19 protein-coding genes and 1 pseudogene are annotated in these 21,567 nt (G+C 71.9%); 14 read left to right on the top strand and 6 right to left on the bottom strand.

Annotated features, from left to right (window positions below; genetic code table 11):
- Positions 1–142 precede the first annotated feature (142 nt).
- On the bottom strand, positions 143–1,465 hold the full coding sequence (locus tag QRX60_RS00695) for a helix-turn-helix domain-containing protein (RefSeq protein ID WP_285998850.1): 1,323 nt from the start codon (positions 1,463–1,465) through the stop codon (positions 143–145).
- A gap of 202 nt (positions 1,466–1,667) precedes the next feature.
- A complete protein-coding gene (locus QRX60_RS00690) occupies positions 1,668–2,882 on the bottom strand; it encodes an MFS transporter (RefSeq protein ID WP_285998849.1) in 1,215 nt (404 codons plus the stop codon).
- Positions 2,883–3,371: 489 nt separating this feature from the next.
- Here QRX60_RS00690 and QRX60_RS00685 point away from each other — a divergent pair, with 489 nt between their 5' ends.
- The 11 genes from QRX60_RS00685 to QRX60_RS51430 all read left to right on the top strand — a co-directional run bounded on the left by QRX60_RS00685 (position 3,372) and on the right by QRX60_RS51430 (position 15,420).
- Positions 3,372–4,568, top strand: a complete 1,197-nt coding sequence (locus QRX60_RS00685; protein ID WP_285998848.1) for an acyl-CoA dehydrogenase family protein — start codon at positions 3,372–3,374, stop codon at positions 4,566–4,568.
- Positions 4,569–4,608: 40 nt separating this feature from the next.
- Entirely contained in the window at positions 4,609–6,273 is a 1,665-nt protein-coding gene (locus QRX60_RS00680; protein ID WP_285998847.1) for a peptide ABC transporter substrate-binding protein, read from the top strand.
- Positions 6,274–6,348: 75 nt separating this feature from the next.
- Entirely contained in the window at positions 6,349–7,695 is a 1,347-nt protein-coding gene (locus QRX60_RS00675; RefSeq protein ID WP_285998846.1) for a SidA/IucD/PvdA family monooxygenase, read from the top strand.
- On the top strand, positions 7,692–8,063 hold the full coding sequence (locus QRX60_RS00670) for a cupin domain-containing protein (protein ID WP_285998845.1): 372 nt from the start codon (positions 7,692–7,694) through the stop codon (positions 8,061–8,063). Before QRX60_RS00675 ends, QRX60_RS00670 begins: the two co-directional genes overlap by 4 nt.
- Positions 8,060–9,598, top strand: a complete 1,539-nt coding sequence (locus QRX60_RS00665) for a class I tRNA ligase family protein (RefSeq protein WP_285998844.1) — start codon at positions 8,060–8,062, stop codon at positions 9,596–9,598. Before QRX60_RS00670 ends, QRX60_RS00665 begins: the two co-directional genes overlap by 4 nt.
- Before the next feature lie 26 nt (positions 9,599–9,624).
- Positions 9,625–10,779 carry an NAD(P)/FAD-dependent oxidoreductase gene (locus QRX60_RS00660; protein WP_285998843.1) on the top strand — a complete coding sequence of 385 codons (1,155 nt, stop codon included), beginning with the start codon at positions 9,625–9,627 and terminating at the stop codon, positions 10,777–10,779.
- Between the two features lie 16 nt (positions 10,780–10,795).
- Positions 10,796–12,094, top strand: coding sequence for an ATP-grasp domain-containing protein (locus QRX60_RS00655; protein WP_285998842.1), 1,299 nt, complete (start codon positions 10,796–10,798; stop codon positions 12,092–12,094).
- The gene (locus QRX60_RS00650; protein ID WP_285998841.1) at positions 12,091–12,432 is read left to right on the top strand and encodes a hypothetical protein; all 342 of its coding nucleotides are present in this window, start codon (positions 12,091–12,093) and stop codon (positions 12,430–12,432) included. The genes QRX60_RS00655 and QRX60_RS00650 overlap by 4 nt, the downstream gene beginning before the upstream one ends.
- Positions 12,429–13,775 (top strand): FAD-binding oxidoreductase, encoded by a 1,347-nt coding sequence (locus QRX60_RS00645; RefSeq protein WP_285998840.1) that lies wholly within the window; start codon positions 12,429–12,431, stop codon positions 13,773–13,775. Before QRX60_RS00650 ends, QRX60_RS00645 begins: the two co-directional genes overlap by 4 nt.
- 32 nt (positions 13,776–13,807) lie before the next feature.
- A complete protein-coding gene (locus QRX60_RS00640; RefSeq protein WP_285998839.1) occupies positions 13,808–14,314 on the top strand; it encodes a flavin reductase family protein in 507 nt (168 codons plus the stop codon).
- Between the two features lie 56 nt (positions 14,315–14,370).
- The gene (locus QRX60_RS51430) at positions 14,371–15,420 is read left to right on the top strand and encodes a radical SAM protein (RefSeq protein WP_332845819.1); all 1,050 of its coding nucleotides are present in this window, start codon (positions 14,371–14,373) and stop codon (positions 15,418–15,420) included.
- A gap of 48 nt (positions 15,421–15,468) precedes the next feature.
- Here the strand turns inward: QRX60_RS51430 and QRX60_RS51425 are convergent.
- Both QRX60_RS51425 and QRX60_RS00625 read right to left on the bottom strand, forming a co-directional pair.
- Positions 15,469–16,697 (bottom strand): annotated as a pseudogene (locus QRX60_RS51425) (DUF222 domain-containing protein).
- A 187-nt stretch (positions 16,698–16,884) separates the two neighbouring features.
- Positions 16,885–17,322, bottom strand: coding sequence for a MerR family transcriptional regulator (locus QRX60_RS00625; protein WP_285998837.1), 438 nt, complete (start codon positions 17,320–17,322; stop codon positions 16,885–16,887).
- A 24-nt stretch (positions 17,323–17,346) separates the two neighbouring features.
- Between QRX60_RS00625 and QRX60_RS00620 the strand changes: the two genes are divergently transcribed.
- Positions 17,347–18,768, top strand: coding sequence for an MFS transporter (locus QRX60_RS00620; RefSeq protein WP_285998836.1), 1,422 nt, complete (start codon positions 17,347–17,349; stop codon positions 18,766–18,768).
- On the opposite strand, the gene QRX60_RS00615 is transcribed toward QRX60_RS00620, so the two are convergent.
- Both QRX60_RS00615 and QRX60_RS00610 read right to left on the bottom strand, forming a co-directional pair.
- The gene (locus tag QRX60_RS00615; protein WP_285998835.1) at positions 18,743–19,027 is read right to left on the bottom strand and encodes a MoaD/ThiS family protein; all 285 of its coding nucleotides are present in this window, start codon (positions 19,025–19,027) and stop codon (positions 18,743–18,745) included. The two genes, QRX60_RS00620 and QRX60_RS00615, sit on opposite strands and share 26 nt — an antisense overlap.
- 2 nt (positions 19,028–19,029) lie before the next feature.
- Positions 19,030–20,112, bottom strand: a complete 1,083-nt coding sequence (locus tag QRX60_RS00610; RefSeq protein WP_285998834.1) for an exo-alpha-sialidase — start codon at positions 20,110–20,112, stop codon at positions 19,030–19,032.
- Positions 20,113–20,273: 161 nt separating this feature from the next.
- Here QRX60_RS00610 and QRX60_RS00605 point away from each other — a divergent pair, with 161 nt between their 5' ends.
- Together QRX60_RS00605 and QRX60_RS00600 are read left to right on the top strand one after the other, a co-directional pair.
- Positions 20,274–20,645, top strand: coding sequence for a YciI family protein (locus QRX60_RS00605; protein ID WP_285998833.1), 372 nt, complete (start codon positions 20,274–20,276; stop codon positions 20,643–20,645).
- Between the two features lie 51 nt (positions 20,646–20,696).
- Positions 20,697–21,521, top strand: coding sequence for an NAD(P)H-binding protein (locus QRX60_RS00600; RefSeq protein WP_285998832.1), 825 nt, complete (start codon positions 20,697–20,699; stop codon positions 21,519–21,521).
- Positions 21,522–21,567: the final 46 nt, after the last annotated feature.

The following is a 21,567-nucleotide window of genomic DNA, read 5'->3' as shown; positions in this document are numbered from 1 at the left end:
CTGCGTCAGCGGAAAACCCGTGCTGTGCTGATTACAGGCCATCGCGGACTTGGCTGGGAGCCTTGTCCGCAAAGGACAATCAATGCCGGGCTTCCCCGGAGAAGACAAGGGGACGGCGGCGCCGTTGCCGGCCGTCCCGCTGCTAGGCGGACACGGGCCCGGCGAGGGCCGGGAGGTCGTGTCCACCGGCCTCGACGATGCCGAGGACGAAGTCGCGCACGGGCGGCGGCATGCCGTGGTCGTCGAGGTACGGATCGGCGTGCGTGAGCAGGCCGGCGTCGGCGATTTCCTCGACGAGCTCGTCCAGCGCCGCGGACACCCCGTCGAACCCGCCGGGCGGAGTCTGCGCCAGCCGCTCCAGCAGCTCCCGCGCGGGCGGGCTGAGCGTGCGGTAGGCGGAGTCCAGGGAGTCGCGCAGGGAAAGGTCCCCGACGCTCAGCCAGTCCACGGTGTTGCCTTTGAGGCGCCACTCTTCGACGACGCGCCGCAGCGTCAGCCGCGGCCGCGAGGCGATCTTGCGCAGGGCCAGGTCGAGCGCGAGCGGCAGGTCGCCGCACAGCTCGGCGAGCTGGTCGCAGTCGGGGCCGGCGGAGACGGCGACGTGCGGGAGCGCCGCGGTGATCATCGCGATCGAGTCGCCGCGCGGCAGCGGGCTCAGCTGCAGCCGGTGGACGTCGCGCAGGCCCAGCAGCCGTTTGCGGCTGACCAGCAGCGTCGTGCTCGTGGTGGTTTCGGCGAGCAGCGGGCGCACCTGCTGTTCGTCCTGGACGTTGTCCAGCACGACGACGAGCCGGCGTTCGGCCAGCAGCGTGCGGTACAGCCCGGCCCGGTGGTCGAAGGTACCGGAGAGCTGGTCGTCCTCGACGCCGAGCGCGCGCAGGAACCCGTCGAGGAGGTCGGCCGTCGCCGGGCCGGGTGGAGCGCCGCCGCCGTGGCGCAGGCCGCCGAGGTCGGCGTAGAGCTGCCCGTCGGTCTCCGCGGCGATCGAATGCGCGTAGTGCAGCGCGAGGTCGCTCTTCCCGACGCCGGCCGGGCCGCTGATCACCAGGGGCGTGTCACACGGGGACCGCAGCCACGCCAGTTCGGCCGTCCGGCCGGTGAATCCCCGGGGCCGCTGCGGTAGCTGCGCCGGGTGCGGCGGGGTACCGCGCCGCTGGAACAACGTCGGTCTTCTCCTGCGCCCCCCGAACGGAGGCTCCGTATAGCCGCTCGTCGCGGCGTGCCAGTGCCGGCGCCACGCCTCGTCGTCGCCGCCGCACGCGGCGACGAACGCGAGCGTCACCTGCAGCGAGGGCATCCGGTTGCCACTCGCCGCACTGGAGAGCACCGACGACGAGAACATCGCCGACCGGGCCATTTCCCGGTAGGTCGGGTTGCCGGCCCGCGCGCGCAGTTCGCGCAATTCCCGGGCGAACTGGGTGGCGATGCCACCGGACGTGTTGACGGGCTTTTCTGGTCTGCCCATGTGAATCCCCTTCCCCTCACTCACTCAGCGTCGCTCTTCGCGGCCGGTGTCTCTTCCGCTGTTTGGCGGTCTTGTTAGCCCGTTCGTGCATTGCTCTGACACTTTGTAGATCATTTCTGGTGCTGTTTACGTCATTCCGGTGAATTGCGGCAACACTCGACGGCCGCCCGCGTGCAGCGGACGGCCGTCGGGGTCCGGGATCTCAGGGGGTGGCGCGGCGGGCCGTCATGCCGAGCAGGGCGCACAGCGCCGCCACCAGGCCGAGCGCGCCGCACAGCCACCAGACGCCGTTGCCCAGCGCGACCCACGCGGCGACGCCGAACAGCGGGCCGAGTGCCATGCCCAGGCCGAAAGTCGCCTGGTGGGCACTGATGTAGCGCGCCTTGACGGCGGCGGGGAACGTCGAGGGGTAGGCGAACATCGTCGGTCCGTTGGTCATGATCCCGAAGACGAAGACGACCGTGCACGCGACGAGGGCGACCGCCGAGCCGCCGCTGATCCCGAAACCGGCGACGCCCAGGCCCATCAGCACGGTCCCGGCCGTCGCGGCGACGTGGCCCGGCCAGCGCGTGACGTACGAGGTGATCTTCAATTCGCACAGGATCAGCACGGCCGAAGCGGTCACGAGCACGACGCTGTAGAGGCCGGCGGAGTGCCCCTCGGCGGTGATCTTCAGCGGCAGCGCGACCGTGTACTGGACGTAGATGACCGACCCGATCAGCACCGAGCCCAGGAAGAACCAGAACCGCCCGTCGCGCAGCAGGGTCCGGTACGCGGCCCGGGTTCCGCTCTCGGCCGGCGCGGACGTCTCACGTCCGACGCGGAGGTCGGGCAGCAGCCGGACCGCCAGCACCGCGTAGAGCAGCGCGGTCGCCGCGTCGAACCACAGCAGGAGGTTCCAGTCGAGCAGGATCAGCCCGGCCGCGATCAGCGGGCTGAGTGCCGCGCCGAGGTTGAGGGCGATCCGCATCATCGAGAACCCCATGACGCGGTCGGCGTCGGGCATCAGCTCGCTGAGCAGGACGGCGGCCGCAGGCCGGTAGCTCTGGGTCGCGAGGCCCGCGAGCAGCAGCGCGGCCATCAGCGGAACGAGGAGCCCGGGGCGGCCGAAGAACGGGACGACGGCGAGGATCGCGGCCGAGCCGGCCATCGCGGCGGTGATGGTGGCCCGCGGGCCGACGCGGTGGACCAGCTCGCCGCCGGCCAGGCCGCCGAGGACCGAGCCGATGCTGTAGGCGGCGATGACGAGGCCGGCCTGTCCCGCGGAGAAGCCGCGGAAGACCAGGTACAGCACCATGAACGTCTGGACGAACGCGCCGAGCTGGTTGACGAGCACGCCCCCCAGCAGGGAGCGGACGGGAGTGGGCGTCCGGCGCAGGACGGCCAGTACGCCGGCGGGTTTTTCGGTGGTGGTCACGGCCGAGCCTCCAGGTGGCGTGCGAAGGGGGTGTGCCGCACCGTGGTCCGGGTGCCGGCTTCCTCATTGCAGCGGCCTTTCCAGTTGACTGGCAGAGTTGTCGTCGCCGGAAAATCAATTCCGCAGTGACGTGTGCAACGGCCATTGTCGGAGCGTGACGCGGTTGTCGCGGAATTCGTCTTACCCGCGCCCGCCCGGACGCAGTGATTGCTGCATCCGGCCGGTGTGCGCGGAGATCAGAGGTCGATGATCGGTTCGTGGTCGATTTCGGCGAACTGGACCGAGATCGGTTTCCGGTGCGGCGGCTGCCGTCCCCGGTGCGGGACGAACGTCCCTCATGGCCCTTCGCCTGTCTACTTCATTTGCGGCTGTGTTGATTTTCCTTGCCGGACAACCGTTTCCATCAATTAAAGCGCTGGCTTCAATCACTTCCACGCGGCCCGGAAGACTCCGCGCGACCGAGAAGAAGACATCGAGGGAAGTGATGTGATGACCGTAGTCGAGCCGCTGCCGGTCCGCCCGCCGGAAACCGCGGCCGAGATCCTCGCCCGGGCCCAGGCCCTCGCCCCGGTGCTGCGCGAGCGCGCCGAGGAGATCGAACGGGCCCGGCGGCTGCCCCCGGACGTCGTGGACCTCCTGCGGGGCACCGGCGTCTTCCGGATGGGCTTCTCCCGCGACCACGGCGGTCCCGAGCTCACCTCGGCCGAGCAGACCGAGGTGATCGAGGCCCTGGCCCACGGCGACGCCGGTGCCGGGTGGTGCGCGATGATCGGGTCGGACACCGGCCTCTACGCGTCGTTCCTGGACCGCGCGGTCGCCGCGGAGATGTTCCCCAGCCTGGACGTGGCGACCGCCGGGCTGCTCTTTCCCAACGGCCGCGCGGAAATCGTCCCCGGCGGCTACCGCCTCACCGGCCGCTGGCAGTTCGGCAGCGGCGTCACGCACGCCGACTGGGTCGTCTCCGGCGCCTTCCTCTATCGCGACGGCCAGCCCGAGCCCGGCGCCGACGGGTCGCCGCACGACTCGATCCTGCTCATGGTGCCCAGGGCCGACGTCGAGGTCCTCGACACCTGGCACACCACCGGCCTGGCGGGCAGCGGCAGCTGCGACTACACGATCACCGACGTGTTCGTGCCCGCCGAGCACACGCTGACGTTCGCCGACGTGCGCGGGGGTTCGGGTCCGCTGGCCCAGCCCGAGGTGCACATGCGGAACATGCCGGGCGTCGCGCTCGGCGTCGCCCGCGCCGCACTCGACCACGCCACGGACGCCGCCGTGTCCGCCGGCCGTGAGGACGACTACCGCACGCAGACCACCCTGGCCGATTGCGAAGGCGACTTCGCCGCTGCTCGCGAAGGCGTCTACGGCGCTTTGCGGCGTCAGCACGAAGTCCTGTCCGCGGGGGGCTCCCTCGACGACCTGACCCCGCGCGAGCGGGCCGCGCTGCCGCTGTCCCGGCGGCACGCGTTCCGCACGGCGCGCTCGATCGTCACCCGCCTCTACGACCTCGTGCAGACCACCGCGATCTACCGGCCTTCGCCGCTGGACCGCTGGCTGCGCGACACCACCACGATGTGCCAGCACATCGTGGCGCAGGACCGGATCCTGCAGACCGCCGGCGCCCACCTGCTCGGGGGCCGGCCCGCGTTCCCGCTGGCGCTCGGAATCACCTCCGGCCGGCGCTGACTCCACCCGCACCCCACCCCGAAAGAGAAGGAAGACACCCATGCGAAAGCTCCGGGCCGCCGTGTGCGCGGCCGCCGTGCTGGCCGTGACGCTCAGCGCGTGCAGCACCCCGAGCGGCACCACCGCCGTTCCGCCGCCGGACGGCGCGGCCGCGCCCGCCGCGGCGAACATCGATCGCGACGCGGTCATCAGCTACAGCGAGACCGAGCCGGCCAACCCGCTCGTGCCGGGCAACACCACCGAGGTCGGCGGCATCAGCGTGCTGGGCACGCTGTTCCGCGGCCTCATCGAGTACGACGCCAAGACGGCCGCCCCGCACAACGCCGTCGCGGACTCGGTCACCACCACCGACTCCAAGGTGTGGACCATCAAGATCAAGGACGGCTGGAAGTTCCACGACGGCACGCCGGTCACGGCGAAGAGCTTCGTCGACGCGTGGAACTACACCGCGTATTCCCCGAACCTGATGGCCGGCGCCAGCTACTTCTCGCACGTCGTGGGCTTCTCGCAGGTCAACAACGCGACCCCGGACGGCAAGCAGCCGGCCGCCCGGCCGGCGGCCAAGGAGCTGCCGGGCCTGAAGGTCGTCGACGACAGGACGTTCACCGTCACCCTCGACGCGCCGTTCTCGGAGTTCGGCGTCCAGCTCGGCTACGCGGCGTTCTTCCCGATGCCGGCGAGCTTCTTCGCCGACCGCAAGGCGTTCGAAGCGCACCCCGTCGGCAACGGGCCGTTCCAGTTCGACTCGTACACGCCGGGCAAGGACCTCGTCGTGAAGCGGTTCGACGGCTTCGCCGGCGCGCAGAAGCCGAACATCGGCGGCATCGACTTCCGCTTCTACACCGACCTGGACAAGGCGTACGCGGACGTCCTCGCGAACAAGCTCGACTTCCTGTCCTTCACGCCGTGGACCTCGACCCAGGGCGGCAAGATCAAGAAGGACCTGCCCGAGGACCGGCGCAAGACCTACACCTACCTCGGCTACCAGGCGATCGCGTTCCCGCTGTTCGACAAGCGCTACGCCAGCCCGCAGTTCCGGCAGGCGATCTCCATGGCGATCGACCGGAAGGCCCTGATCCAGAAGGTCTTCAACGGCGGCCGCACCCCGGCCGACGGCCTGGTCGCCCCGAACGTGCAGGGTCACCTCGACAACCAGTGCGGCGAGCTGTGCACCTACCAGCCGCAGAAGGCCAAGCAGCTGTTCGACGCCTCGGGCTTCCAGGGTGACATCGAGCTGACGTCCAACATCGACTCCGGCAACCAGGAGTGGATGGAGGTCATCTGCCGGCAGATCCAGGACTCCCTCGGCCGCGCCTGCAAGTTCACCCCGCAGACGACGCTGGGCGACTTCCGCAAGCAGCTCGACAACCGGACGGTCACGGGCATCTACCGCTCGGCGTGGGTCGCGGACTACCCGTCGATCGAGAACTTCCTCAACCCGCTCTTCCGCACCGGTGCGGCCTCGAACGTCGGCCAGTACTCCAACCCGAAGGTCGACGCCCTGCTCCAGCAGGCCGACGCCGCCCCGTCGCAGCAGCAGGGCCAGGCGCTCTACCAGCAGGCCGAAAAGCTCGTCCTGCAGGACATGCCGACCATCCCGATCTGGTGGCAGTCCGGCACCGCGGCCTGGGCGACCCGGCTGCACAACGTCCAGCCCACCCAGTTCCGCGAGCTCGACCTCTTCAGCGTCACCGTCAGCAAGTAGCACCGCGTGCGGCGCGCCGCGACCCGGCGCGCCGCACGTCGATCCGGAAAGCCGATCCAGAAAGCGGAGAAGACCATGACCGTCCACGAAGTGGATGTCCTGATGATCGGGGCCGGCCCGGCGAACCTCGCACTGGCCGTGGCCCTCGAGGAGTGCGGCCGGTCCGGCGTCGCCGGCGGTGCCATGATCCTCGAGCAGTACGAAGACGTGAAGTGGCAGCGCAACCTGATGCTGCCGTGGGCACGCAGCCAGGTTTCGTATGTGAAGGACCTGGTGACCCTGCGCAACCCGCGCAGCCGCTTCTCGTTCCTCAACTTCATGCACGAGCGCGGCGAGCTCGACGAGTTCGTCAACCTCGGCACCTTCAACCCCTTCCGCTGGCAGGTCTCGGCCTACCTGCAATGGGTCGCCGACTCGCTGGAGCAGGTCCGGGTGCGCTACAACGCCCGCGCCGAGCGGGTCCTGCCGATCCACTCGGAGTCGGGCCAGGTGCTCGGCTTCACCGTCCCGCTGTCGGACGGCGACACGATCCTCTGCCGCGACCTGGTCGTCGGCGGCGGCCGGGACGCCCACGTGCCGGACGTGTTCCGCGGGCTGCCGGCCGAGCGGGTCGTGCACAGCACCGAGTTCAGCACCCGGATCGCGGGGACGACCGGCCTGGCCCGCCCGGGCAAGCCGCTGCGGCCGGTCGTCATCGGCGGCGCGCAGAGCGCGGCCGAGATGTTCATGGCCCTGCACCAGGAAGCGCCGGGCTCGTCCCCGACGCTGCTGCTGCGCTCGATCGCCCTCAAGGACTACCAGACCAGCAAGTTCGTCAACGAGCTGTTCTTCCCGTCCTTCGTCGACGAGTTCTTCACCATGTCCGAAGAGGCGCGGGCGAAGGTCCTGGAAGAGATGCGCCTGACCAACTACGGCGGCCTGGCCGCACCGTTCCTCGAAGAGCTCTACACGATGCTCTACAAGCAGAAGATGCTCGGCGAGCCGGTCTCGACGATCCGCGGCTCCGCCGACGTCGTCGGCGCCCGGACCGAACCCCTGCCCGGTGGCGGCGAGGAGATCGTGCTCGACGTCCGCGACCTCAAGCACGACACGGTCGAGCAGATCCGCTGCGACGCGGTGTTCCTCGGCACGGGCTTCGACCCGCGGATGCCGTCGATGGTCCGCGGCCTGGCCGGCGCGATCGGCCTGGACGGGATCTCCGTCGACCGCCGCTACCGCGCCGACCTCGGCGCCGACTCCTTCGGCGCGCTGTACCTGCAGGGCGTCAACGAGGCGACGCACGGCATCTCCGACTCGCTGATCAGCGTGCTGGCCCAGCGCTCGGCCGAGATCGCCGGGGACATCGTCGAGCGCCGCGGCGAGGGTGCGGGCCCGGACGACGACCGCCGCCGGTCGGGCAAGTCCGTGGTGGTGGCGGCATGATCGACGTCCACCGCCTCGACCGCGCCAACCTGGAACGCGCGTACGGGCTCGACTCGCAGCGGCTGCTGCCCTGGCCGGAGCTCAACGCGCCCTTCGAAGGCGCCTGGTGCGTCCTGCGCCCTCACAGCACGTCCACCGCGCACTCCCACCACGAGTACGAGATCTTCATCGCCCTCGCCGGCGCCGCCACGCTGGTCGTCGACGGCGAGCCGCACCCGTTCTCGGCCGGCGACATCGTCCGGCTGCCGCCCGGCTCGACCCACTGCGTCGCCAACGAAGGCGACCAGGACTTCGAGTACTACGGCGTGTGGTGGGACACCGAGATGTCGGCCCAGTTCACCGCCCGCCACGAAGCGAGCGTGTCATGAGCGCCCGGACCGTCGTCATCTCACCCGCCCCGACGGCGAACGGGGACCTGCACCTCGGGCACATCGCCGGCCCGTTCCTGGCCGCGGACGTGCACACCCGCTACGCCCGGTCCCAGGGCCGGGAAGTGCTGCTGGGCACGGGGTTCCAGGACACCTCGACGTTCGTGGTGACGACCGCGCACCGGCGCGGCGTCACCCCGGCGGAGCTGGTCGCCACCTCGGCCGCGCAGATCGAAGCCAGCCTCGCCGCGATGGGCATCGGCGTCGACGGCTACACCGGCGACGACGACCGGTTCACCGGGTGGGTCGTCGACTTCGTCGGCCGGCTGTACTCGGCCGGCAAGCTGGAACTGCGCACGATGAAGTTCCCGTACTCCTCGCGTTCGGGGCAGTTCCTCGTGGACGGCTTCGCGTCCGGCAGCTGCCCGGAGTGCCTCGCCGAGGGGTGCGCGGGGCTCTGCGAGAGCTGCGGGCAGCTGGTCGCCGCGGGGGACCTGCTGGACGTCCGGTCCACTTTGGACCCTTCGGACCCCGTGGTGCTGCGCGAGGCCGACGTGCTGGTGCTGCCGGTCGAGCGGTACCGCCCGCAGCTTCAGGCGCATTTCGCCGCGCACGCCTCGGGGATGCGGCCGCACATGGCGCAGGCGATGGCCGCGATGCTGTCGCGGCCGTTGCCGGACTTCCCCGTGACTTACCCGATCTCGTGGGGCATCGAGGTGCCCTTCCCCGAGGTCGCGGGGCAGCGCGTCAACCCGAACGCCGAGCCGATGGCGTGGAGCATGCACGCCACGGCGCTGGCCGCGGAGAAGCGGTCGGGTCCTGGTGCCGCGGAGGACGCTCTGTGGCTCGCCGGCGCGGGTTCGGAGATCGTGTACTTCCTCGGGTTCGACAACATCTACCCGTTCGCGATCGCCGGCCCGGCCATGCTCCTGGCCCTGGACGGCCGCTACGACCTGCCGGCGCGCTACCTCACCAACGAGTTCTACGAGCTGGACCACCGGAAGTTCTCCACCAGCCGCGGGCACGTGGTGTGGAGCCGGGAGCTGGCCGCCGAGGTGCCGCGGGACCTGATCCGGTTCCACCTGGCCGCGACCAGCCCCGAGCACCAGCGGACCAGCTTCAGCCGGGACGGGCTGGCCCGGGTGACCTCGTCGCGGCTGGTCGAGCCGTGGAACCGGGTCGCGGACAAGGTGAACCGGTGGGTCGGCCTCGGCCCGCTGCCGGTGTCTTCGCGGTCGCGCCGCGCGGCTTCGCGGATGGCCGAGCGCTTCGCGGCGTCGTACGAACTGGCCGGGTTCAGCCTGAACCGGGCGGCGGAGACGATCGCGGAGCAGCTGGCCCGCCTCGACGGCCGCGAGGTGACGGTCGCCGACGCCGGCGGCTTCTGCTTCGAGGTCGACCGCCTGCTGCGCGGAGCGGCGCCGATCCTGGTCGACCTGGCGGAGCAGGCGCTGGGTGCGGACGCGGGGCCCGACGCGGAGTCGTTCACGCCGGCGGTGCTGCCCCGGCTGCGGGAAGCGGAGGCCGGCCGATGACCGCCGGTACCCGGCAGGGAGGCGCGGTGGCCGACCCCCTCGGCAGCGCCGCCACGCTGCCCGGGACCACCACCGCCGGGTCCGGCGGAAGCCGTCCGGCTAGCGGCGACCGGAGCGACGGCCTTCGGGTCGTCGTGGTCGGTGGTGGCATCACCGGGCTGCTCACCGCCATCCGGTGCGTCCTCGCCGGGCACCGCGTGGTGCTGCTGGAGCGCGGCCCCGTGCCGCACCCCGGTGCCACCTCCTTCGACCAGCACCGCGCGCTGCGGGCCCTCGTCGTCGGGGACCGGGCCGCCACGCGGCGGGCCGCCGAACTGCACCGGCGGTGGCGTGAGCTCGACGCCCTGCTGTGCGACCACCTGCCGGGTGCCGGCCTCTACCGGCGCGTCGGGGTGCTGCAGGCCCTGCCGCCCGGTCTCGTGCCGGCGGCCGTCGCCACCGCGGCGGCCGCCGGGGTGCCCCTGCGGATCGTCCACCCGTCCGCCTACCCGCTCATCGGGTTCCCGCGGGGCAGCGGCGCCGTGCTCGAGCCGCACGCGGGGACGCTGCTCGCCGACCGCGTGCTGCACGCCGCCGCGCGCTGGCTGCGCCACCACCCGGACGCCGAGCTGCGGCCCGGCCGGGAGGCCGTCGCCGTCGACGCGGACCGGGCGAGGGTCCGGCTCGCCGACGGCACGGCCGAGACCGGCGACGTCGTGCTCGTCGCCGCCGGTCCCTGGACCGGGGCGCTGCTCGACCGGCCGGTCGAGCTGCACCGGCAGACGATGGTCTACCTGCGCCCACCTGCCGCGCTCGCCCACGCGTGGGCGGCGACGCCCACCGCGGGCGGGCTCGGCGCCGACGGGCGGGCGTGGCTGCTGCCCTCGGTGGCGGGGACCCTGCTCAAGGTGAGCACCGACGCCGTCCGGCGCGAGGTGACCACCCTGTCCGGCCCCGACGACGACGCGGGCTGGGCGGCGCGCGTCCTCGCGGCCGGCGTCGTGTCCGATGTGGACGGATACGACGTCGTGCGGGTCAAGCACTGCCACTACGCCACCGCCGAAAGCGGCGACACCGGCTTCGTCCGCGTCGGGCCCGCCGCCTGGGCCCGTCCGGCCAGCGGCCCCGACGGCTTCCGCACCGCCCCGCTGGCCGCGGAGGCCGTCGTCGCCGAGCTCGCCACCCAGTCCTCGTTCCTCTGATCCGAAAGGACTTTCGATGACTCCGAACCCGGGCGCGCTGCTCGTCATCGGCAGCGGTCTCAAGCTCTACCGCGAATACCTCGTCCGCTCCGTCGCCCGCCGCGCCCGCGAAAACGGGCTCCGGCTGGTCCTGATCAACAACCTCAAGCCGACCTGGCAGCACGAGTACTTCGACGACATCACCGTGGTCAACGTCTTCGACCACGCGCTGCTCGCCGAGACCGCCCGTGAGCTGGCGACCCGCTACGCGGTGGCCGGCGTGCTCTGCTGGGACGAGCCGCTGGTCATGCCCGCGGCCGAACTGGCCGACGAGTTCGGCGTGCCCGGCCTGAGCATCCCCGGCGTGCACGGCTGCCGCGACAAGCACAGCTGCCGCGTCCGGCTCACCGCCGCCGGCCTGCCGCAGCCCGGCTTCCACCTCGCGGCCGACCTCGACGACGCCCGCGCGGCGGTCGCCCGCATCGGCTTCCCGGTGGTCGTCAAGCCCCGCGCGCTCGGCGCCAGCATGGGGGTCTCCCTCGCCCGGGACGCGGGGGAGTTCGACGCCGCCTACCGCGTCGCGCACGAGGCCAGCCTCGTCGGCGACGAGCCCTACCGCGGCGGCGCGATCATCGAAGGCTTCGCCGACGGCCCGGAGATCAGCATCGACGGCGCCGTCCACAAGGGCGAGTACCTGCCGCTGTTCGTCGCCCGCAAGAGCACCGGGATGCCGCCGTTCTTCGAGGAGACCGGCCACCTCGTCGACGCGGGCGACCCGCTGCTGCGCGACGGGGAACTGCTGCGCGTGCTGGCCGAAGCCCACCGCGTGCTCGGCATCGAGAACGGGATCACCCACACCGAGGTGCGGCTGACCGACCGCGGCCCGGTGATCATCGAGGTCAACGGCCGGCTCGGCGGGGACCTCATCCCGTTCCTGGGCAAGACGGCCACCGGCATCGACCCGGGCAGCGTGCTGTTCGACGTCGCCACCGGCCAGCGCCCGGACGTCACCCCGACGCGGTCCGGGGTCGCCGGGATCCGGTTCGGCTACCCGGACCACGACTGCGTCGTGCACTCGGTCGAGGTGCCGTGGGACGCGCCCGGGCTGGTCATGGCGTCGCCGATGGTCGAACCCGGCACCACGCTGCGGCTGCCGCCGGGCGGCTACATCGCACGGCACTCGTTCGTCGTGTGCGAGGCGGACGACGCCGCGACGTGCCGGCAGCGGCTGGCGTACGCGGCTTCGCTGGTCGAGGTGGCCGCGACCGAGATCGAACCGCCGCCCGCCGGCACCACGCTGGCGATGCCGGCCGGACTCCTGGACGTGGACGAATGAGCATCCACTACGACGGCCGCCGGTTCCGCGCGCTGGGCGGCGGCGACGGCACGTACGCGGAGTACCGCCAGCAGGGCGACCTGGTGTGGGCCGAGTTCGAGGGCGGCCACGTCCGGCGCGGCACGGTGACCGGCACCTGCGACGCCGGCGGCGTCCTGCGGCTGGCCTACACGATGGTCCTGGCGAGCGGTGAGGTGATCGCCGGGCACAGCACCAACACCCCGCAGTGGCACGGCGGCACCCTGGTGCTGCGCGAGGTCTGGGAACGCTACGGCGAGCACGCGGCCACCGGCGTCTCCTACCTCGAAGAAGTCCTGGCGGAAAGCAGGGCGTCATGACCGCCTGGGACGGCCTGCGCGGCCTGGGCGAACTCCGGTTCCCCGGCGACCCCGGCTTCGCCGCCGTGGCGCCGGTGAACCGGCGGTTCGCCGCCACCCGCCCCGCGGCGGTGCTCTCGGTCTCCCGCGCGGAAGACGTCGCCCGGGCCGTCGAATGGGCCCGCACGGAGTCAGTGCCCGTGGCGGTCCGCGGCGGCGGGCACAGCTACGCGGGTCACTCGGCGGGGCCGGGCCTGGTGCTCGACCTGCGACGGCTGTCCGGCATCCGCGTCGATCGCGGCACCGGGCTGGTCACCGTCGGCGGCGGGACGCCGATGAAGGCGCTCTACGCCGGGCTGCGGCCGTGGGACCTGACGTTCCCGCTCGGCAACTCCGACACCGTCGGCATCGGCGGGCTGACCCTCGGCGGCGGCGTCACGACGATCTCCCGCGCGCACGGCCTCACGTGCGACGCCCTGGTCTCGACCGACGTCGTCCTCGCGGACGGCCGGGTCGTCACGGCGTCCGCGGGGGAGAACCCGGACCTGTTCTGGGCCTGTCGCGGCGGCGGGGGCGGCAACTTCGGCGTGAACACGAGCTTCACGTTCCAGGCGCGCCCGGCCCCGGCCGGCTCGACCTGCGTCGTGCTCTGGGCGTGGCCGCACGCGGTCGCGGTGCCGGCCGCGATGCAGGGGGTCATGCTCGCCGCGCCGGAGGAGTTCTCCGCCCGGATCGGCATCGCGCGGTCGGCGGGCGACGACGGCGTCGTTTCCGTGGTGGGCCACCACCTCGGCCCGGCCTCGGACCTGCGGGAGCTGCTGGCGCCGGCCTTCGCCGTCGCGGCTCCCGATCGCGTGGACATCGAAGACCGGGACTTCTGGGCCGCGGCGTCCTTCCTGCACCACAGCAGCGAAGGCGGGGCGTTCGCCGTCCGCACGCGGTGCACGCCGCACGCGATCGCGGACGCCGGGCTGGAGGCGCTCGTCCGGGCCGTCGAGAAGTGGCCGGGCAGCGGCAACCCCGACGGCGCCGGGGCGGCGTTGTTCGCGTGGGGCGGGGCGATCGGCCGCGTCCCGGTGGCGGACACCGCGTTCCCGCACCGGGACACGAAGTTCCTGCTCAGCCTGGACACGTCGTGGACCGAGCAGGACGCACCGGGCGTCGCCGCGGCGAACCTGGACTGGCTGCACGCGCTGCACGCCGAAACGGGCGAGTTCGCGCCGGACGCGTCGTACGTCAACTTCACCGATCCGGACCTCGAGGACTGGCGCGGCGCCTACTACGGCCCGAACGCCGCCCGGCTCGCCGAGGTCAAGCGCCGGTACGACCCGGACCGGTTCTTCCGTTTCCCCCAAGCCGTGTGAGCCGAGCCATGTCCCCTGACCTCCGTGGTGCGATGCGCACCTTCGCGACCGGCGTGTGCGTCGCCACGACGTACCGCGACACCTCCGGCGGCCGGCGGCACGACGCCGTGACCGTCAACTCCCTGGGGTCGATCTCCCTCGACCCGCCGCTGGTTTCGCTGTCCTTCCGCAAGGAGTCGGCGTTCCTGGCGGATCTCCTCGAAACCGGCCGCTGGGTGGTGTCGATCCTGCCGGCGGACGCCCGGGACGTGGCCCGCCGGTTCGCCGGCCCGCGTGCTTCGCGCGTCTCCGAAATTGCGTTCCTGCGGGCGAAGCCGGGGGAGCGGACCGGGGCGCTCGTGCTGGACGGCGCGAGCTGGCTGGAGTGCGCCCTGGCCGAGAAGTTCGACCTGGGCGACCACACGCTGGTCGTCGGCGAGGTGCTGGCCACGGGCCACGACCGGCACGCGCCGGCGCTGGTGTTCGTGCACGGCGGCTACCACGCGATCACCGACCCGCGGCACGTCTCCGGGCCGGGGCAGTGGGGCGAAGCGCTGTAGCGGTGATGTCCGAATCCTGCTAGCCGGGGCTCCGGTTCTTCGGGCATGCTCGGCCGGTGAGCGAAGACGCGATGCGCTGGAGCGGCCAGCGCACGGACCGGGTGGACGCGGGCGCACTGCCGGGCCTGGCCCGGCTGACCGGGTTGGTGCGCAGCGTCCGGACGCCGGAGTTCCGCGACGTGACGTTCCACGAGGTGCTCGCGAAGAGCGCGTTGAACCACGTCCCGGCGGACGCGCGGATGTTGCCGGGCGAGTACACGATCAACCCGTACCGCGGCTGCACGCACGCGTGCCAGTACTGCTTCGCGAGACCGACCCACACGCGCCTCGGGCTGAACGTGGCCGGCGACTTCGACAACGAGATCATCGTCAAGACGAACATCGTGGAGGTTCTGCGCGCCGAGCTGGCCCGCAAGCGGAAGCTCCCGCCGCGCGTGGCGTTCGGCACGAACACGGACGTGTACCAGCGCGCGGAGGGCCGCTACGAGCTGATGCCGGGCATCATCGACGCGCTGGCGGGGCACCGGGTACCGTTCTCGATCCTGACGAAGGGGCCGCTGATCCGCCGCGACCTCCCCCGGTTGGTCAAGGCGTCGCGGGCGACGACGGTGCACTTGGGTGTGTCGCTGTCGCTGCTGGACGAGGAGCTCCGGCAGTCGGTGGAGTTCGGCACGGCGACGACGACGGCCCGCCTGGCAACGGTCCGCGCGATCCGGGACGCGGGCCTGGAGTGCACGGTGTTCCTGTCGCCGATCCTGCCGTTCCTTTCGGATTCGGCTTCGCAGCTGGAGGAGCTGGTCGCGGCGGTGGCTTCGGCCGGAGCGACCGACGTGCTGTACCACTCGCTGTTCTTGTCCGGCGGGGTGAAGGACGTGTTCTTCGCTTGGCTGCGGCGGGAGTATCCGTCGTTGGTGGCGGAGTACACGAAGCTGTACTCGTCGGGTTCGGAGACTCCCTACCGGCACTCGATCGGGGAGCGGATCCGGCCGTTGATCGCGAAGTACGGGTTTCCGGAGCCGGACGAGACGATCGAGGACAAGTTCGCGTTGAACGGACGGCGGGGACAGCCGCCTCCGGAGGAGCCGGCCCAGGCAGCGCTGTTCTGACGCGTGGGTGCAGGCCCGTAGCCGGTGGCTGCGGGCCTTTCCCGTTGGTCAGGCTGCGAAGGGCAACGGTTGGTGGAGGTTGTTGCGCCTGGGTTTTCGCCGCCTGTCCAAGAACACCGGTGGCAGGAATTCGGCAATCCATCAGCAGCTATGCGGACTTGCCAACCGGAACGGTGCAGCAACCGATGGTGGTGCCCGCACATCAGGACCAGGTTGCCCAACTCGGTGGGGCCACCCTCTGCCCAGTGCCGGATGTGGTGGCCTTGGCAGTGGCGGGGTGGCCGATGGCAGCCGGGGAAGGCACACCCGCGGTCGCGTAGGTACAACGCCCGGCGGAGGCCGGGTGAGACCAACCGCCGGAGGCGGCCGAGGTCGAGGGGCTCGCTCTTGCCGCCCAGGACTGCGGGGATGATCTGGCAGTCGCAGGCATGGATCCGGGCCTCGGCCGCCGAGATGCGGCCGGTATCGCCCAACGTCGCCTGGCCGACACCAGACTTCATGTCCTCCAACGAGACCGCGACCATGACGTGGGCTCGTTCGCCCGCCTGCATGGGCAGGTCCGGGGAATTCAGGGCGAGGTCGATCGCGTCGGAGAACGCGTCGCCGTAGCGTTCCTGCGGGGAACGGAAGTCGGGACCGTCGTCGGCTCTGCGGCGTTCGGCCAGGGAGTCCAGCAGGGCACTGGCACGGGCACCGGTCTCGTCATCGAACCGGCCCTGAAGTTCCCAGACCCCGGATCTCTTGCGACGCAACGACAGTTCACGACTGGGCGTGGCCGGCTCGGCGGTGTCGGGTTCGGCGCCATCGGGATCAAGGTGGGCCACGATCCGCGCACCCAGCGCAGCGACCTGCTTGTGCCTGGAATCCTCAGCAAAGGACAGCAAATCCCGCTCGACGCGATCGCGATGCTCGACGGGAACCTGCTGCAGGACACCGACAATGGAGTCGATCATCGGGTTGCTCAACCGCCCACCCGAAGCAGCAGCACCGGTGGCGGGAGCAACCGCAGGTGCAGGGCCACCATCCAAAAGCCGACTGGAGTTCAGAGCCCGAGCCCGTTTCACCACGGTCTCGGCGCCAGTCTTGGGAACATCGGCAAGGTGCTCGAACAACCGCGCAACAGACCGATATCCGAACAACTCCATGACACCTCGCGACTCGATTTCCACGAGCAGGGCACCGATTTCAGCCTCGGCAGACCGAACAACAGTGAGCAGTGTCGAGATGCGGTCGGCCAAGGCCGCCGCATCCGCTTGCCACACCGCTTCGCTGTCCACACACCAAGATTACCGGCAGTCGCACGCATGTTCATCACGCGAAAGGATGATCCAAGCGAAGCCCGGCAGGGACACCGTTGCGTGGGGAATCGGCGCTCCCGCACCGAGAGGGAAGCAAGAACAGCAAGCGCCGATTTCCCACGCCCCGGCGAAGCCGCGTCTTGAAAAACCAGCCACACGAACCGAGCTACCCCCGTCGCGAAGATCCCGGAGCCCAAAGCCCATCGGCATCCCCAGCTTCAAGCCGCCCCCGGTAGACCCCGATCTTCCGATCGATCAACTCCAGGTTCTCCTGCAACTCCGCCAACCGAGCCAGCACATCGGCCCGATGCGACTCCAGCAGCTCGAGCCGCTCGGTCTCGTTCCCCCGCCCGGCGCAGACCAGCTCCGCATACCGCCGGATCGTCTTGATCGGCATCCCGGTGGCCCGCAGCTTGGTGCAGATCTTGATCCAGTCCAGGTCCAGCTGCCGGTACCGCCGCCGGCCACCGGAGGTGCGGTCCACCCGCGTGACCACCAGGCCCGCTCGTTCGTAGTAGCGCAGCGTGTGCGCGCTGACCCCGGTGCGGCGCGCCGCCTCGGCGATGGTCAGCCCGGCCTCGGGGATCGGCTTGACTTCGAGCACGCTCTAAATCCTACCGTCGTCGTCATGAACGTTCCGAACACGCGCCACCCGGCGCTGGTGCTGGCGATCTGCTGCGCCAGCATCGTCGTGGCGGTGATGGACATCTCCATCGTCACCGTGGCCCTGCCGTCGATCCGCCGTGACCTCGGCGCGTCCGTCTCCGGTCTGCAGTGGACGGTCGACGCCTACACGCTGGTGCTGGCCGGGTTCCTCGTGCTCGCCGGGTCCACCGCCGACCGGTTCGGGCGCAAACGCGTCTTCCTGACCGGTCTCGCCGTCTTCGGGATCGGGTCGCTGCTGTGCAGCGTGGCGCCCGGCATCGGCTGGCTGGTCGCCGCCCGTGCGCTGCAGGCCGTCGGCGGCACCATGCTCAACCCGGTGGCCCTGGCCATCGTCGTCACCACCTTCCCCGCCCCGGCCGACCGCGCCCGCGCCATCGGCGTGTTCGGCTCGATGTCCGGCCTGGCGCTCGCGCTCGGGCCGATCCTCGGCGGCGCACTCGTCGACAGCCTGGGCTGGCGGTCCGTCTTCTGGCTCAACGTGCCGATCATCGCCGTCGCCATCGTGGCCACCGCCGTGTTCGTGCCCGAGTCCCGCGCGGCCCGGGCGCGCCGGTTCGACCCGCTGGGGCAGGTGCTCGTGGTGGTCGTGCTCGGCGGCGTGGTGGAAGCGATCATCGAGGTGCGCCGGCTCGGCTGGACGTCACCGGTGATCCTCGGCCTGCTCGCCGTCGCCGGGCTGGGCGTCGTGGGCCTGCTCCGCCACGAACCGCGGCGCGCCGACCCGCTGCTCGAACTGCGTCTCTTCCGCAGCGTCCCGTTCAGCGGCGCGATCGCCATGGCGCTGTTCGCGCTCTGCGGGTTCGGCGCCTTCCTGTTCCTCACCACGCAGTACCTGCAGGACGTCCGCGGCCTGCCGGCGCTGACGGCCGGGCTGTGCCTGCTCCCGGTCGGCGTGCTCGTCCTGGTCCTGTCCCCGAGGACGGGACGGCTGGTCGGCACGCGCGGGCCGCGGCTGCCGCTGGTCGTCGCCGGGGTCGCGCTCGCCCTGGGCGGCGCCGCGTCGGCGTGGCTCGGCCCGGAGACGCCGCTTTCGCTCGTGCTGGCGGTCTCCCTGCTGTTCGGCGTCTTCCTCGGCACGGTCAACCCGCCGATCACCAACACCGCCGTCTCCGGGATGCCGGCCTCGATGGCCGGGGTGGCCGGCTCCCTGGCCTCGGCCGGGCGGCAGACCGGCACGACCCTGGGTGTCGCGTTCGCCGGGACCATTGCCGGGACGGGGGAAACGGCCGGCGTCTGGTGGCTGGTGGCCGCGCTCGGTGCCGGTGTCCTCGCCCTGGCGCTGCTCAGCACCGGCCGGCGCGCGACGGCGACGGCCACGCGGGCGGCGGCGCTGTTCGCCGAGGTGGAGGGCGTACCGGTCAGCCTCCGGCGACCGACGGGATGATCTGCACCTCGCCGCGGTCGCGCAACGCCGCCGACGGGCCGCCGCGGTGGCGGCACTCCTCGCCGTCGACGTAGAAGTTCACGTAGCGGCGCAGCCCGGCCTGTTCGTCGCGCAGCCGCCGCTCGAGCGCCGGGTACCGCTCGGCGAGCACGTCGAGCAGGGCGCCCAGCGTGGCCGGCTCGGCGACCTCGAGCTCCAGGTGGGACTCGCCGCCGGCCTTCTCCCGCAGGGGGCCGGGCAGCAGCACGGTGATCCGCACGGTCACACCGTCGCGGCGCGGACGCACAGGACGTCGGGCAGGTGCGCGACGAGCAGCTCCCAGCTGTCGCCGTCGTCACGGCTGCCGTAGACGTCGCCGGTCCGTGAGCCGAAGTAGATCCCGGCCGGGTCGGCGTCGTCGGGGCACATCGCGTCGCGCATCACCCCGGCCCAGTACCCGTCCGGCAGCCCCGGGCCGACGGCCTCCCACGACTTCCCGGCGTCCTCGCTGCGGTACACCCGGCACCGGCCGCCGGGCGGGAACCGCATGACGTCGGCGGTCAGCGGGAACGTGTAGACCACCTCGGGCCGGTGCGGGTGGACGACCACCGGGAAGCCGAAGTCGCTGGGCAGGCCGTCGGCGATGGACTGCCAGCTCGCCCCGGCGTCGTCGCTGCGGTAGACGCCGTGGTGCACCTGCGCGAAGAACCGGTCCGGCGCGCTCGGGTGCATCGCGACCTTGTGCACGCAGTGGCCGTACTCGGGGTACGGGTCGGGCACGTGCACGGCCTTGATGCCGGTGTTGCTCGCCCGCCAGGACGCGCCGCCGTCCTCGGTGCGGTAGACGCCGCCGGTCGACATCGCCACGGTGACGCGGCCCGGCTCGACCGGGTCGGGGAGCACCGTGTGGATCGCCTTGCCGCCGCCCCCGGGCGTCCAGTGCTCGCGGTGCGGGTGGTCCCACAGGCCGCGGACGAGCTCGAAGGTGCGGCCGCCGTCGGTCGAGCGGAAGAGGGCGGACGGCTCGGTGCCGGCGTAGACGACGTCGGGCTCGCTCGCCGGTCCGGGCACGAGCTGCCACGCCCGGACGAGGGACTCGGCGGTGTCCGGCGGGAACGCGATCGGGGCGTGGTCGGGCTCCTGCCACGTGGTGCCCAGGTCGTCGCTGGTGGCCACGCTCGGCCCGAAGTGCTCGCTGGTGACCCCGGCGAGCAGCCGCGGCGCCGGTCGGCGCGTGTCGATGCCGACCGCGTACACCTCGGTCATCGGGTGGTGGGGGCCGGTCACCTCCCAGCTCGTGCGGTCGTCCGTGCTGGTCGCCAGCCACAGGCCCTTGCGCGTACCGATCGCGAGCAGAACGGCCATCGAGCACCTTCCTCCCAGTGACCCGCGTCACAGTACTCTTCCGGAAAAATCGCCGGGGAAAATGTCGAACGCCGCGAGCGGCTGATCGACGCGGGGGTGAAGGCCGGTCGACGAGCCCGGGAAGACCCGGGCCCCGGCCGACGAGAACCAGGGAGCAGACCATGCGTTTCCTCATGATGCACCGGATCGACGAGAACGACCCGCAGGCGTGGAACCCCAGCCCGGAGTTCATGCAGAAGATGGGCGGGTTCATCCAGGAGTCGGCGGAGAAGGGCATCCTGATCACGGCGGAGGGGGTGCACAAGTCGGACAAGGGGGCACTGGTCCGCAAGCCGCGCGGCGCGGCGATCCGGGTCACCGACGGGCCCTTCGCCGAGGCCAAGGAGGTCATCGGCGGGTTCGCGCTGATCAACGCCGCCGACCAGGCGGAGGCGGTCGAGTTCGCCAAGCGGTACGTCGAGCTGTTCGACCTCGAGATCGAGGTCGAGGTGCGCCAGGTCGTCGAGTTCGACGACCTGCCGGCGCACGACTGACGGCAGCCGGTGGCGCTAGGCTGGGCGGGAACCGACTCCGGGGGTGGAGCGATGTTCCTGGTCACCGGCGCCACCGGCAACGTCGGCGCGGAAGTGGTTGCGGCGCTGGCGAAAGCGGGCGATCCGGTCCGGGCGCTGGTGCGCCGGCCGGACGCCGCGCTCCCGGACGGCGCCGAAGCCGTCGTGGGCGATCTCAACGATCCCGCGAGCCTGGGCGACGCGCTCGAGGGCGTCGACGGGATCTTCCTGTTGCCGGGTTACCGCGACATGCCGGGCATGCTGGCGAAGGCGCGCGACGCGGGCGTCCGCCGGATCGTGCTGCTGTCCGGCGGCTCGGCGGCGCTGGAAAACCTGGACAACGCGGTCTCGGCGTACCTGACCCTCGCCGAGCGCGCGGTGCGGGAGTCGGGGCTGGACTGGACGTTCCTGCGGCCGCGCGCGTTCATGGCGAACGCGCTGCGCTGGCTCCCGCAGCTGCGCGAGGGCGACACGGTCCGCGCGCAGTTCCCGGACGTGGCGGCCGCGTCCATCGACCCGGCGGACATCGCGGCCGTGGCGGCGCGGGCGCTCGCGGGCGGCCACGAAGGGCGGATCCACGAGCTGACCGGCCCGGTGGCGCTGCGGCCCGCCGACCAGGTCGCGGTGCTGGCCGAGGTGCTCGGCCGGAAGCTGGAGTTCGTCGGCCTGTCCGACGACGAGACCCGTGCGGAGCTGGAGGCGAGCATGCCGCGCGAGTACGTCGAAGCGTTCTGGGACTTCTACGTGGGCGGAACCCTGGACGAGGCGGCGGTGTCCCCGACGGTGGCGGAGGTGACGGGCCGGCCCGCCCGCACGTTCGCCGACTGGGCGGCCGCGCACGCGGACGCGTTTCGCTGACGGCCCGTGGGCGAGCCCCAGCCACCTCTTCCGCATCGGCGGTCAC

The sequence above is a fragment of the Amycolatopsis mongoliensis genome (genome assembly GCF_030285665.1).
Classification (GTDB): Bacteria; Actinomycetota; Actinomycetes; order Mycobacteriales; family Pseudonocardiaceae; genus Amycolatopsis; species Amycolatopsis mongoliensis.
The sequence above is the reverse complement of the archived record's forward strand: the minus strand, read 5'-3'. Positions and strand labels throughout refer to the sequence as shown.